The organism is Thermoactinospora rubra (assembly GCF_002093975.1).
GTDB classification, from domain to species: Bacteria; Actinomycetota; Actinomycetes; order Streptosporangiales; family Streptosporangiaceae; genus Nonomuraea; species Nonomuraea rubra_A.
Genome location: NZ_KZ084342.1, coordinates 1 through 12,677, shown reverse-complemented (window position 1 = coordinate 12,677; position 12,677 = coordinate 1). Strand labels below are relative to the sequence as shown.

The following is a 12,677-nucleotide window of genomic DNA, read 5'->3' as shown; positions in this document are numbered from 1 at the left end:
GGCACAGGCTGAATCCCCGGCATTCATGCCGGGGAGCACGTCAAGCCTGCAGAGCTTCGTCTCTCAGGCCGGAGGCCACCTGCAGTATCACGACGTGGTGAGAGAGCCGATGGTCAGGCTCAGCAGGCAACGCTCACCGCGCCGCTGGCGTGAGCTCCACCAGCAGCTCGCCGAGCTCTACCGCGAGCGGCGCGACCGGGTGAGGCCCAACGACCGTCTCCGATGGAGCGATCCTGCGTGGGTGGAATCGAGAATAGAGCACCTGTATCACCGGGTGTGCGAGGATCCGGTCGGACGGCTGCCAGACCTTCTCCGGGCTGGCGCGGTATCGTGCGCGAGTGACATGGGGCCGTCTCGTCGATGGCGCGAGATGGTCGCCGCCGTCGCGCGCGACGCGGACGACCGGCGCCTGCGCGCATTGGCCGACGAGCTCGCGCACATCGAGGACGTCGCGGAATTGACCACTGTCCTGATCCGGCAGCCTGAGACTCCCACCGACGCACGGAGCATGGCCTTCGGACTTCGAGGCAACGCGCATATGCAAGCCGGTCGCCTCGATGCGGCGCTCGCCGATCTCGACCGTGCCGTTTCCCTCGACCCGGAGATTCCGGGCTGCTTCGGCGATCGCGGTGAGCTCTACCGCCGGCTCGGTCGCCTCGACGAGGCGCTGGCCGACCTCTCGCGGGCACTCGAGTTGTATCCCGGCTACGCCTCCGCGCTTTCCGCACGCGGCGACGTCCTCTACGAGCTTGGCCGGTACGCGGAGGCGGCCGAGGACTACACACGCTTCCTGGCCGAGTACGAGGTGGCGTGGGAACTGGCCCACCGAGGTGAGTGCTACCGGCGTCTGGGCCGCTTCGAGGAGGCGCTCGCCGATCTCACGCGCGCCATCGAGCTCCAGCCTGGAGACGCCTGGGACCTGGCGCAGCGCGGGAAGGCACAGCTGGCGCTCGGCCGCCTGCACGAAGGGCTGGCCGACATGGAGCACGCCCTCCGCCTCACCGACGATCGCCTCTGGATCTTCATCGAGTACGGCCAGCTCCTCCTCGAACTCGGTCACCATGTCGAGGCACTGAGCGTCCTCGACCGCGCTCTCGAACTCGATCCAGCCGTCAGCTCCGCGCTGGGCATCCGCGGTGAGACCTACCGCATGCTCGATCGGCTGGACGAGGCACGCGCCGACCTCGACAGAGCCATCGCGCTCGACCCCGAGTACGCCTGGGCCCTGGCACGCCGTGCGGATCTGCACCGCCAGCAGGGACGGCCGCACGACGCGCTGGCGGACGTCGATCGGGCGCTCGGCCTGGCACCGCTCTACTCCTACGCCCTCCTGATCCGCCAGTACGTCTACCAGGACCTGGGCCGGTTCGCCGAGGCCGTCGACGACCTCAACGCCTATCTGGAGCTGCAGCCGGACGAGCAGCAGGCGCTGGCAGCGCGCGGACGGAGCCTGTGCCGCCTGGGCCGGCACGCGGAAGCCGTCGCCGATCTCACCCGCGCCCTCGACCTGGACGCCGACGATCGATGGTCCAGAATCACGCGGGCCACCTGCTACGACGAGCTAGGGCAGTACGCCGAGGCGATCGCCGACTACACCGCGCTGATCGAGCGTGATCCGGAAGACCACGAAGCGTGGCTCTTCCGTGGCGAGACCCGCATGAGGCAGGGCGACGACGCCGTGGCGCTGATCGATCTGGACCGCGGGCTGGAGCTCGAACCCGACCATGTCCAGGGCCACATCTGGCGGGCCCTGCTCCACGAGTCGCTGGGCCGTGACGCACAGGCCGTGGCTGATCTCGATCGGGCCGTCGAGCTCGAGCCGGACAATCTCACCGCACTGCGGACGAGGGGCGCCGTGCACTGGAAGATGGGCCACTACGACGCTGCCGTGACCGACCTCGACCACGTCCTCGAGTCCGACCCCGCCGACCCGGACGCGCGCACCTGGCGGGGCGACGCCCTGCGTCTGCTCGGCCGCCACGAGGAAGCCGTGGCCGACCTCACCCGGGTCCTGGCCGACGACCCTGACAACGTTCTGTGCCTGAGCTCGCGCGGCAGCGCCCTGAACCACCTGGGCAGACCGGACGAGGCGCTGACAGATCTGGATCACGCCCTCGCCCTGGATCCCAACGACGTGGTAGCGCTGATCACTCGAGGCGACATCCACAGCTCGCAAGGGCGGCACGCTCAGGCGGCCGACGACCTTCGCCTGGCCACCGAGCTCGACCCTGCCACGAACGTCCAGGTCTGGTCGCTGCTGGGCAACGCCCTCTACCACCTGGAACGGTTCGAGGAAGCACACGAAGCCCTGCACACGGCCGTCGACCGGACCCCTGACGACGCCTGGGCCGTCAGCTTGCTCGGCTGCGTCCATCTCGCCCTTCGCCACTACGATGCGGCGCTGGCGGATCTCGACCGCGCTCTGGAACTCACCCCCGACGATAGTTTCCTGCTCGGCAGAAGAGCGGCGGCCCATAGGGCACTGGGCGATCTGGAGCGCGCCGTGGCCGACCTAGACCAGGCCCTCGAGTTGGCCCCGGGCGATGGCCTGATCGCGCTCGAGCGGCGCATGACCGGGCCGACGCCGCCATCGCGCCTTCAGATCGTGGTCGACGTGGACGCCACCGATCAGGTACCCGCAGAGCCGATCAGAGACTGGCTGGTCGAGGCGGGTGTCGTGAGCGAGGCCTCCTGCGACCTGGACTCCCCTCCTGGCGTGCACCGCGTCGCGTCAGCGGAACAGGTCTGCCATCCGTACCAGGTCGACGCCCTGGCATGCCCTCGCTGCGAGCATCGGCTGGTCCTTCGCGCCGAGGGGGTGGCGACGCCGGAATGGGACGATTTCATCCGGCCGCTCACCCTCGCCACGCCGGAGTGGCCGCCACGGCCTGTCTGCCCGAGCTGCGGCCGACGCGTCCCCATCGACGAGTGGCGCGGCGAGCACCGGTGGCTGCGCACGAATCTCAGCGTGCAGTTGTGGGACTGCCCTCCGTTGGACTCGGAGTTCCTTGCGGACTTCGCTGTTTACCTGGGCGGGCATCGCCTGGTAGTCATCGGGCCCAACGGCTAGCGATCAGCAGTGCGATAGCCCTACCGATCATCGGCGGCCCCAGCCCGCCATCGGCACGAAGCGCTGCGCTCGTTTCTGCCGCCCCGGGCGAAAGACGTCCCATTCCTCCGTCCTGCCCGACAACGTTGACGTTCACCTCGTCGACCGCCACGGGCAAGCAGGTCGGTCAGCCGGGTCCAGGCCAGTCCGGCGACGACGGCATAGTGGCGCATCTGCTCGCGCAGGACGGCCAGGTCGCCGGTAATGTTGCAGCGCAAGCTCTCACCCGTCGTCGATCATGTCACAGGTCCTCGATGTAGTCGGCGGCGATGTCGTCGGGCGGGTTGGTGTAGATCTTGAGGTAGCGGTCGCTGGCGTGGCCGAGGCGGCGCTCCAGCTCGGCGCGGTTGTGACCGGAGGCTTGGGACAGTTCGAAGGCGAAGGTGTGGCGGGCGTCGTGCGGGCGCAAGGTGCCAAGCTTGCGGTCGGGGTCGCTCGTCTGGGCGTCGTGCAGGCGGCCGATCTCGCCGACGATGGTGTTGATCGAGCGGGGCGACATGCAGCCGTCTGGGCGGCGGGCGGCGATAGAAGCCGCTGAGAGGAACAGCGCCGCCGGTGTGGTGCTGGCGGCAGCATCGCCGGGGCGTTCCGACTCCAGGTAGTCGGCGAGGGCTTGGCGGGCATCGCGGCCGAGGAACACGGTGCGGCTGGTGCGGCCCTTGCCCCGCACGCCGGTCAGGCGGGCCTTCCTGGCCTGACGCAGCCGATCGGGGTCGGCCGGTTCCAGCTGGTCCAGGTCCAGGCCGACGAACTCGGCGCGGCGCAACCCGGTGCCGAACAGCAGGTAGACGATGGCCCGGTCACGGGCCGGGCGGGCGTGGGCGTGCACCCGCGGGCCGGTTCCGCGGTGCCGGCGGCCCTTGAGCTCGTGGAAGGTCTCGATCCGGTCGATCACGTTCTTGACGGTGCGCACCTGAGCGGCGGCCAGGGCGCGCACCTGCGGGGCCGGCAGCGGCAGCGGAGTCACCTTCTTGGTCGGATCACCGTGTGGCGTAGCAGCGTGGTGGGGACGTGCGCGGTGATCCAGGTGAACAGCGCCGAGACGTGTGCGAGGTGGTTGTTGACGGTCGCCGCCATGGGTGCCGCCTTGCCGTCACGGCCGGTGTTGCCGGCGGCGGCCAGGTGGCCGCGCCAGGCGCTCACCTCGCGCGGGGTGACGGCCGACAAGCGGTCGTGCCCGAGCCCATCAATGATCCACGCACGGAACGTTCCAGGTGCCGGGTGATCTTGTCAGCGACCTCCCGGCACCTCGCCCAGCCATCAAGATCATTCCTTAGCGTATGTTCTCGTTCGGCTGTTCCTCATGGGCCGAACACGGACGCACTGGGCCGTGCCGTGCAGAGGAGAACCACAGAATCACGAGGGCCGACTATCTGCTGCTCAAGCGCTGCCGGGGCGCGCCGGCAGCCGTCAACGAGGTGCCGGTGGGGCAGTGGACGCCGGAGGAGCTGTCCGCCCACATGCAGGAGATGCGTGACTTCGCCGCTCGGCTGGAGAGCACGGCGAGTTCGTCGGCAGCCAGGCGATGGTGATCGACGTCGAGACCTGCGAGCGGGCGCTCGAGCTGGCCGCCAGCGGCCACCCATAATGTGATCTTGTGAGCGAGAAATTCGTCATCTATGAGGCGTCGGCCGGTGACGGGGACGTGCTGGGCGAGATCCACGCCGAGTCCTGGAAGGCGGCCTATGCTCCCTTCTTCACCCCGGGCTTCCTCGCTCAAGCCCTGCGACGGCGGCGCACCCAGTGGCACGACCGGATCGCCAAGGGCCAAGGCGTCATCATGCTGGCCGGCCCGAAGGGACGGCCGCTGGCCCTGTCCTTCTCCGGCGCCTCGCCGGCTCGGCCGGGGGCGGCGCAGATCTTCAGCTTCTTCGGGCATCCGGCGGGCTGGGGCACCGGCGTCGCCGGCGCCTTGATGCGCGCGACCCTGCGGAGACTGCGCCAGGACGGCTTTGGCCAGGTCCATCTGTGGACGCTGCGCGATACGCCTCGGTCGCGCCGGTTCTATGCCAAGAACGGTTTCACCGAGTCCGGCGCGGTCCGCGGGTTCGACTTCGGCGATGGCAACCTGCTCGACCAGGTCGAGTACGAGCGCGCCTTCACCACGCGATGGGGCCGAGGCGATCGATGAAGATCCCGGTCGGCCCGTCGGGGCCGATCGTCGCGAGCTTCACGATCGGGTCGCTGCCCTCGGCGGCCGTCAGCTGACCGGTGTGATTGTTCATGTCGGTGGCGGCGAACTTGTGGTTGGCGACCTCACCGGGAGTGACGGCGTTGAACTTGATCTTCGGGATCGCCTGGGCGTACCGGACAGTGATCATGTTCAGCGCCGCCTTCGACGAGGTGTAGGCGAGCTCGTGCAGTTTCGAGGCGCGCTGCTCCGGATCGGTCACGACCGCGAAGGAACCGGCGGCGCTGGAGACCATCACCACCCGGGGGTGGTCCGCCGCCAGCAGCAGGGGCAGGAACGCATGCGTGACCCTGACCGGTCCGTACACGTTGGTGTCGTAGACGGAATGGAGCTCCTCCGCCGTCGCGTCCGCGGGCGCGACGACCCTTCCCGGCGTGCCGGCGTTGTTGATCAGCACGTCCAGCCGGTCGGTGTGCTCCCGGACGAGCCGTACGGCGCCCGCCACCGACTCGTCCGAGGTCACATCCAGCGGGACCATGATCACCTTCACGCCGTCGGCGGCGAGCTTGCCGGCGGCGGCCCGCCCCCGGCCTTCGTCGCGCGAGCCGAGGAAGACCGTCCAGCTCTGTTCGCCGAGCCGCCGGGCCGTCTCGAAACCGAGTCCCTTGTTGCCTCCGGTGATCAGCACCGAGGTCTGTTCCGCGTTCATCATTCGTCCTCACTGGTGGAGATGTGCGCCGCGCGGCGGCCTGACGAACACGAGACGCCGGCGACCCGATCCCCGTGACACCCGCGGTCATGTGACGTGCGCCACCGGCCGCGGATGTCACAGGGCGGTGGGGACCGGCGTCTTGCGTGTGTGGGAGAGTCGAGAGCGAGCAGACAGGAGGCAGGCATGAGCGAGCGAACCACGGACCCGGCCGAGCCGCCCGCCAGTGGCGACCGCACGGACTCGGCCACCGAGGCGTTCCTCGCCCATCGCAACCTGCTGTTCACCGTCGCCTACGAGATGCTCGGCTCGGCCGCCGACGCCGAGGACGTCCTGCAGGAGACCTGGCTGCGGTGGGCGGGCGTCGACCTCGGCACGGTGCTGGACCAGCGCGCCTACCTGGTCAAGATCACCACCAGGCAGGCGCTGAGCCGGCTGCGCACGCTGGGCCGGCGCAAGGAGTCCTACATCGGCCCGTGGCTGCCCGAGCCGCTGCTGACCGCGCCCGACGTGGCCGAGGACGTGGAGCTGGCCGAGAGCGTCTCGATGGCGATGCTGCTGGTGCTGGAGACGCTCGGGCCGACCGAGCGGGCGGTGTTCGTGCTGCGCGAGGTGTTCGACCTCGGGTACGACGAGATCGCCGAAGCCGTCGGCAAGACCCAGGCCGCGGTCCGCCAGATCGCCCACCGGGCCCGCTCGCACGTGGCCGCACGTCGGCCACGCGGCACCGTCTCCTCGGCCGAGACCCAAGGCGCGCTGCAGGCCTTCCAACGGGCGGTCGAAACCGGCGAGCTGCAGAGCCTGCTCGACATCCTCGCCCCCGACGTCGTGCTCCTGAGCGACGGCGGCGGAGTCAAGCAGGCCGTGCCGCGGCCCGTCGTGGGGGCCGACAAGGTGGCCCGGTTGTTCGCCGCCGGCCTGGACAAGGTCGGCGCCGCGATGTCGCTGGAGCCGGTACAGATCAATGGCGGCCCGGCGCTGCTCCTCCGGCTCGACGGCGAGCTCGACGGCGTGCTGGCGGTGCGGGTCGAAAGCGGCATGATCGCCGGCCTCTACTACGTGCGCAATCCCGAGAAGCTGTCGCGGGTGGAGCGGGAGACCGCCGTGAGCCGCTGAGGCCGGGGCTCCCTCGGGCCCGCTGATGCGCTGGACGAGTCATGCGGCCCGGCCAACGGCGTCATCCACCCTTCCCCTTGCCGTTTCGGCAACAAAGTTTGCCAATTTCCGTCCCTCTTCGCATCATCAAGAGCGCACCGGCCACGGCGGAGCGATCATCACAAGGGGAGGGCGATCCATGACGCACGGATTCGACAAGGATTACTGGGAACGGCATTGGAGACAGGGGCGAGCCGCGGGCCCCGGGTCCATGGGCGGCGACTCGCCGAACCCCTACCTCGCTCGTGAGACCAGCGGACTGACACCGGGCACGGCGCTGGACGCGGGGTGCGGCGGCGGTGCCGAGGCGATCTGGCTCGCCTCCCACGGCTGGCACGTCACCGCGGTCGACATCTCCTCCGAGGCCCTCGCCCACGCTGCCGAGCGCGCGGCGGCGAGCGGGGCCTCCGGGCACGTGCGATGGGTTGAGGCGGATCTGAGCGTCTGGAGCCCGGACGCACGTTTCGACCTGGTCATGACGAACTACGCCCACCCGGCGATGCCCCAGCTGGAGTTCTACGACCGCATCGCCGGATGGGTGGCACCCGGCGGCACGCTGCTCATCGTGGGGCACCTGCGCACCCCGGACTCCACCGGCCACGGGCACCACCCTCCCGCCGAGGCGTCGGTCACCTCCGCGGCCATCACCGCGCGCCTGGACGGCACGGAGTGGGAGATCGTCACCGCCGAAGAGCACCTCCGCACGCTCACCGGACCCGGCGGCCGAGCGGTACCCCTCCACGACGTCGTCGTGCGCGCCACCCGGCGCCGGTAAGCACGCCATCCGACAGCAAACGTGACGAGCGCCGACACACTGGTCAGATCCTCGGGTGTCACCGCCGTCACCACCAGCCCGAACTCCTCCTCGATCGCGGCGACGGTCTCGACCCGGGCCACGCTGTCGTAGACCACCCCGGGGCGGCTACCAAAGGCCGGTCCGCCGGCCAGTCGATCAGCGGGTCCAGCGCCATGGCGGCCATGCTGAAGGACTCCCGGGTGCGGGCCGGGATCGACACGGACGTACGTGGCGGCCTTCCTCGACCAGCACCTGAAGGGCAGGCGGCAGCCCCTCCTGGAGGGGCCGTCGTCGCGCTACCCGGAGGTCAGGTTCTGCCCTGCGAGCTGCGGCCGATCCTGAGGTCCCGCGCATCGGGCATAGGATCGGCGGCATGGCGTTGCGGCTTGTTCAGATTGCGATGAACGCTCGGGATGACTCCGCGGTCGGCCGGTTCTGGGCGGAGGCGCTCGGCTGGGGTGTCGCCAGCGAGGAACCCGGCGTGACCAACGTCGAACCCGCGGGCTTGGTCTATCCCGACCCCGCCGCCGTCTACATCGACGTCATCGCCGTCGCGGAACCCAAGACGGTGAAGAACCGCGTGCACGTCGACCTCGCCACCACCTCCGCGGCCCATCGGGCGGACCTGGTCGCGCGCCTTAAGGATCTCGGCGCGACGCCCGCCGACGTGGGCCAGGGCGACGTGCCGTGGACGGTCCTGGCCGATCCGGAGGGCAACGAGTTCTGCGTGCTGGAGCCTCGACCGGTCTACCGTGACACCGGGCCGATCGCCGCGGTGGTGGTCGACTGCGCGGATCCGCGGGCCATGGCCCGGTTCTGGGACGAGGCGATGGACTGGACCCTGCACGAGGTGACCGACGATCATGCGGTGCTGCGCTCGGCCAAGGGCGTCGGCCCGTATCTGAAGTTCCTTCGCACGCCCGACGCCAAGACCGTGAAGAACCGCGTCCATCTCGACCTCCGGCCCTACCCCGGTGACGATCACGCGGCGGAGGTGGCCCGGCTGCGGGCTCTCGGCGCGACGCCCGCCGACGTGGGCCAGGGCGACGTGCCGTGGACGGTCCTGGCCGACCCGGAGGGCAACGAGTTCTGCGTCCTCACCCCGCGCTGACGCAGGCCGCCGGGACCTCCGCGAGGAGGCGCCGGGCTGCTCAGGGACGCCAGGTCCGGTCGAGGAAGCCGGCGATCAGCGGCGCGATCTGCGGCAGATGGGTCTCCAGGGCGAAGTGGCCGGTGTCGAACAGGTGGAGCTTGGCCTCGGGCACGTCGCGCCGATAGGCCCGCGCGCCCTCGACGGTGAAGAACGGGTCGCCCGTCCCCCAGGCGATGAGCGTGGGCGGGGTGTGCTCGCGCAGCCAGGACTGCCAGCGCTCGTAGCGCTGGAGGTTGGTGTGGTAGTCGAAGGCCAGCGCCACCTGCGCCTCCTTGCGGCCGGGCAGGTCCAGGAAGTGCTGGTCGAGCATCCAGCCGTCGGGGGAGAGGAGCTCGGGGTCCCTCACGCCGGTCTGGTACTGCATGCGGGTGCCCTCCAGGGTGAGCAGGCCGCGGACGGCCTCCTCCGCGCCGGGGGTCTCGGGGCGCAGGGCGATGAAGTCGCGGGCGGCCTGCGACAGGCCCTCGGCGTAGGCGTTGCCGTTCTGGACGACCAGGCCGGCGATCCGGCCGGGGTGGCGTTCGGCCAGGCGGAAGCCGACCGGGGCGCCGAAGTCGAAGACGTACATGACGAACCGCTCCAGCCCCAGGCGCTCGACGAAGCCGGTCACGACGTCGGCGAGGCGGTCGAAGGAGTAGCGGAAGCCCGCCGGGGCCCGGGTGTGGCCGAAGCCGGGGTAGTCGGGGGCGATGAGCCGGTAGCGGGAGCCCAGGGCGTCCAGGAGGCGGCGGAACTGGTGGGAGGCCGAGGGGAAGCCGTGCAGGAGCAGCAGCACGGGCGCGCCGGGCCGGTCGGGGAGGGATTCGCGGTAGAAGACGCGGACGCCGTCGACGTCCAGGTGGCGGTGGACGACGCGGGCGAGCGGGACAGCCGACATCTCTAATGCCTTTCAATCGCATTGATGCATTAGTTATAGACGCCATGCTTCTAATGCGTCAACACCGTCAGATAGCATTAGCGACATGAGCGACGCCGTCCCGCTGACCGGAGAGCCGCTGGCCCTGGACCTGGTCAACACCCGCCCGGCCGCCGCCGACCTGCTGGCCACCGTCGAGGACCTGCGGGACTGGCTCACCCTGCAGGCCGGCCGGTTCCCCGAGGCGGGGGAGCTGGCCGCCGCCGAGCTGACCGCCGCCGACCTGGCCGCCGTGCACCAGGTCCGCGACCGTACGGCCCGCCTCCTCGACCACGCCCGCCACGGCACCCGGCCCCCGGCGGAGGATCTGCGGGCGCTGTGCCAGGCCCAGCTGGCCGCGCCCGCCGTCGTCGAGCCGTTCTGGACCGGCACGGGCGTCACGGCCGTGCGCCGCCGTACCGGATCGCCGGGAGCCCGGGTGGCGGCCTGGCTGGCCGAGGCCGCGGCCGAGCTGCTCGCCGACCCGGCGGTCACCCGGATCCGCCAGTGCGAGGCCGAGGACTGCGTGCTGCTGTTCCTGCCCGCGCACCCGCGCCGCCGCTGGTGCTCGGCCGCCCGCTGCGGCAACCGCGTCCGCGTCGCCCGCCACTACCGGCGTCACAAGCCCGGCTGAGCGCGGCTCACAGGTCGCGGCGGCGGAAGGACAGCGCCGCGAGCCCGAGGACGAGGACGACCCAAAGCCCGACCCAGGCCAGGTAGGCGCCGGTGAGCGGCGCCTCGCTGAGGAACGGGAAGCCGCCCTCGAGCGCCGGGCCGCCGAACCGCGCCAGCGTCACCGGGTCCTGGAAGGCGTGCATGGCCCCGCGCCACAGGCCGTCGGTCGGCAGCAGCATCCGGGACACCGTGCCGATCCTGGTCACCGTCTCGTTGCCGAAGGCGCGGCCGACGCCGCCCACCACGCCCGCGATCCAGGTGGCGCCGAACAGCCCGACCGCCACGATGCCCGAGGCCATCGGCGAGATGAGGGTGGACAGCAGCAGTCCCAGCGTGAGCAGTACCGTCGTCTGCGCCGCCAGCAGCGCCAGGCCGGTCGCCGGCTGCGACGGCCAGTAGCCCAGCGTCCACCAGACGATGAGGAACTGGGCGAATCCGGCGACGGTCACGAAGCCGCTGCCGAACGCCACGAGCCCCAGCCACTTGCCCAGCAGCACCGCCGAGCGGCGGACCGGCCGCCCCAGCACCGCCAGCGCGACCCCCGACTCGATCTCCCCGGCCAGGGTCGGGCCGGCCAGGAACGCCGTGCCGAACACGGCGACCACGGGGCTGCGCAGCGCCGTACGCCAGCGGCGCGCGGGGGCCGCCGGAGCGCAGGTGGTTCAGCGCGGTGTGCGCCGCGGCGACCGACAGCCATCCCAGGGCCTCGCCGGCCGGCACCGAGGAGCGGCCAAAGGTCAGGAACACCTCCTGCGCCACGTCCTCGGCCTTGTCCCGGGAGCCGAGTACCCGGGCGGCGACGGCGACGACCCGTGGATAGGCCGTGTGGAAGACCTGTTCGAGATCGGTCCGGACAGCTCCTCGCCTCGGAGGACTCGACACCACCACGCCGTCCTTCCGCTCGGCCCGCCTGGCCGCCGCGCCGTGTTCGTCACCGGACAGTGTGGTCGGCAGGGCGGCGGCCGGTGCGCTTCCACCATGCCCTACAACGTTCACCAGTTCTCCTGAAGCGCGGAGGCCCCACCCTTCAGGGCGGGGAGCAGCGCGGAACGGCCGCACACGGCGATCTCCTGATGATGTCGGCGCCGGTCGATAGGCTGCGGTGCGTGTCGCGCTACCGCCTCCAGCCCACCCCTGCCCAAGAGCGGGCGCTGCTGGAGCACTGCGCCCATGCCAGGTTTGTGTGGAATCTGGCGGTGGAGCAGCACAGCCACTGGCGGCCGGGACGCGCCGGCGCGCCCGGCTTCGCCGAGCAGTGCCGTCAGCTGACCGAGGCGCGGGCGGCGTTCGCCTGGCTGGCCGCCGGGTCGATCATCGTGCAGCAGCAGGCGCTCAAGGACTTCGCCCAGGCCATGGCGAACTTCTTTGACGGGACCCACGGCCGGCCGAGCTGGCGCAAGGCCGGGCGGCACGAGGGGTTCCGGATCGTCGGGACCCGGGGCCGGCACTGGGCGGTGCGCCGCCTGTCGCGTCGGGTGGGCGAGGTGCGGATCCCCAAGGTGGGGTGGGTGCGGTTGCGCTGGTCGCGCCCCGTCCCGGCGGGGGTCAAGTCCTTCCGGGTGACCCGGGATCGGGCCGGGCGCTGGCATGTGGCCTTCGCCGCGATCCCGGCCCCGATTCCCGCGCCTGGCACCGGTGAGACGGTCGGTGTGGATCGCGGGGTCGTNAGCGCGCCCACGCTGCGGGAACCGGAGCAGGCCCGGCTGCGCAGGCTCCAGCGCAAGCTGGCCCGGGCCCGGCGCGGCTCGCTTCGGCGGGCGAAGGTCAACGCGGCGATCGCCCGGCTGAAGGCCCGGGAGGCCGACCGGCGCAAGGACTGGGTGGAGAAGACCAGCACCCGCCTGGCGTGGCAGTTCGACGTGATCGCCGTGGAGGACCTCAACGTCCGCGCCATGACCCGCTCGGCCAAGGGGACCCGCCAGGCCCCGGGGCGGAACGTTGCGGCCAAGGCCGGGCTGAACCGGGCCATTCTGGCCTCCGGCTGGGGACAGCTGGCGGAGCGGCTGGAACACAAGGCGCCCGGCCGGGTGGTGAAGGTCAACCCCGCGTTCACG

At 71.1% G+C, this 12,677-nt stretch carries 12 protein-coding genes and 3 pseudogenes; 9 read left to right on the top strand and 6 right to left on the bottom strand.

Annotation, left to right across the window (positions count from 1 at the left end):
- The first annotated feature begins 109 nt into the window (after window positions 1–109).
- Window positions 110–3,070, top strand: coding sequence for a tetratricopeptide repeat protein (locus BSB02_RS17010; RefSeq protein ID WP_158088657.1), 2,961 nt, complete (start codon window positions 110–112; stop codon window positions 3,068–3,070).
- 280 nt (window positions 3,071–3,350) lie between these two features.
- Here BSB02_RS17010 and BSB02_RS17005 read toward each other — a convergent pair whose 3' ends face one another.
- Window positions 3,351–4,076 carry a tyrosine-type recombinase/integrase gene (locus BSB02_RS17005; protein ID WP_158088656.1) on the bottom strand — a complete coding sequence of 242 codons (726 nt, stop codon included), beginning with the start codon at window positions 4,074–4,076 and terminating at the stop codon, window positions 3,351–3,353.
- The gene (locus BSB02_RS17000; protein WP_084959963.1) at window positions 4,073–4,276 is read right to left on the bottom strand and encodes a hypothetical protein; all 204 of its coding nucleotides are present in this window, start codon (window positions 4,274–4,276) and stop codon (window positions 4,073–4,075) included. Before BSB02_RS17000 ends, BSB02_RS17005 begins: the two co-directional genes overlap by 4 nt.
- A 188-nt stretch (window positions 4,277–4,464) precedes the next feature.
- Between BSB02_RS17000 and BSB02_RS16995 the strand changes: the two are divergent.
- Both BSB02_RS16995 and BSB02_RS16990 read left to right on the top strand, forming a co-directional pair.
- Window positions 4,465–4,679, top strand: a pseudogene (locus BSB02_RS16995) (YciI family protein); the annotation flags it as partial.
- 75 nt (window positions 4,680–4,754) lie between these two features.
- A complete protein-coding gene (locus BSB02_RS16990; RefSeq protein ID WP_084959967.1) occupies window positions 4,755–5,240 on the top strand; it encodes a GNAT family N-acetyltransferase in 486 nt (161 codons plus the stop codon).
- Here the strand turns inward: BSB02_RS16990 and BSB02_RS16985 are convergent.
- Window positions 5,209–5,949: an SDR family oxidoreductase gene (locus BSB02_RS16985; RefSeq protein WP_240506470.1), complete on the bottom strand. Its 741-nt coding sequence runs from the start codon at window positions 5,947–5,949 to the stop codon at window positions 5,209–5,211. The two genes, BSB02_RS16990 and BSB02_RS16985, sit on opposite strands and share 32 nt — an antisense overlap.
- Before the next feature lie 186 nt (window positions 5,950–6,135).
- On the opposite strand from BSB02_RS16985, the gene BSB02_RS16980 reads away from it, so the two are divergent.
- The 3 genes from BSB02_RS16980 to BSB02_RS16970 all read left to right on the top strand — a co-directional run bounded on the left by BSB02_RS16980 (window position 6,136) and on the right by BSB02_RS16970 (window position 9,011).
- Window positions 6,136–7,065 (top strand): RNA polymerase sigma-70 factor, encoded by a 930-nt coding sequence (locus tag BSB02_RS16980; RefSeq protein ID WP_084959961.1) that lies wholly within the window; start codon window positions 6,136–6,138, stop codon window positions 7,063–7,065.
- Window positions 7,066–7,243: 178 nt separating this feature from the next.
- Window positions 7,244–7,879 (top strand): class I SAM-dependent methyltransferase, encoded by a 636-nt coding sequence (locus BSB02_RS16975; RefSeq protein ID WP_084959960.1) that lies wholly within the window; start codon window positions 7,244–7,246, stop codon window positions 7,877–7,879.
- Between the two features lie 421 nt (window positions 7,880–8,300).
- Window positions 8,301–9,011: a VOC family protein gene (locus BSB02_RS16970; protein ID WP_206184750.1), complete on the top strand. Its 711-nt coding sequence runs from the start codon at window positions 8,301–8,303 to the stop codon at window positions 9,009–9,011.
- A 40-nt stretch (window positions 9,012–9,051) separates the two neighbouring features.
- Here the strand turns inward: BSB02_RS16970 and BSB02_RS16965 are convergent, their stop codons facing one another.
- A complete protein-coding gene (locus BSB02_RS16965) occupies window positions 9,052–9,930 on the bottom strand; it encodes an alpha/beta fold hydrolase (RefSeq protein ID WP_084959958.1) in 879 nt (292 codons plus the stop codon).
- An 85-nt stretch (window positions 9,931–10,015) separates the two neighbouring features.
- Between BSB02_RS16965 and BSB02_RS16960 the strand changes: the two genes are divergently transcribed.
- Complete coding sequence (locus BSB02_RS16960) at window positions 10,016–10,582, top strand: CGNR zinc finger domain-containing protein (RefSeq protein WP_084959957.1); 567 nt, start codon at window positions 10,016–10,018, stop codon at window positions 10,580–10,582.
- A gap of 7 nt (window positions 10,583–10,589) precedes the next feature.
- Here BSB02_RS16960 and BSB02_RS16955 read toward each other — a convergent pair whose 3' ends face one another.
- The gene (locus BSB02_RS16955) at window positions 10,590–11,228 is read right to left on the bottom strand and encodes an ABC transporter permease subunit (RefSeq protein WP_084959956.1); all 639 of its coding nucleotides are present in this window, start codon (window positions 11,226–11,228) and stop codon (window positions 10,590–10,592) included.
- 55 nt (window positions 11,229–11,283) lie between these two features.
- A pseudogene (locus BSB02_RS43585) lies at window positions 11,284–11,505 on the bottom strand (sigma factor); the annotation flags it as partial.
- Between the two features lie 191 nt (window positions 11,506–11,696).
- Here BSB02_RS43585 and BSB02_RS43580 point away from each other — a divergent pair.
- Window positions 11,697–12,289: pseudogene (locus BSB02_RS43580) on the top strand (RNA-guided endonuclease InsQ/TnpB family protein); the annotation flags it as partial.
- A 1-nt stretch (window position 12,290) separates the two neighbouring features.
- A partial coding sequence (locus BSB02_RS41495) for a transposase (protein WP_206184749.1) occupies window positions 12,291–12,677 on the top strand: 387 nt, incomplete at both ends.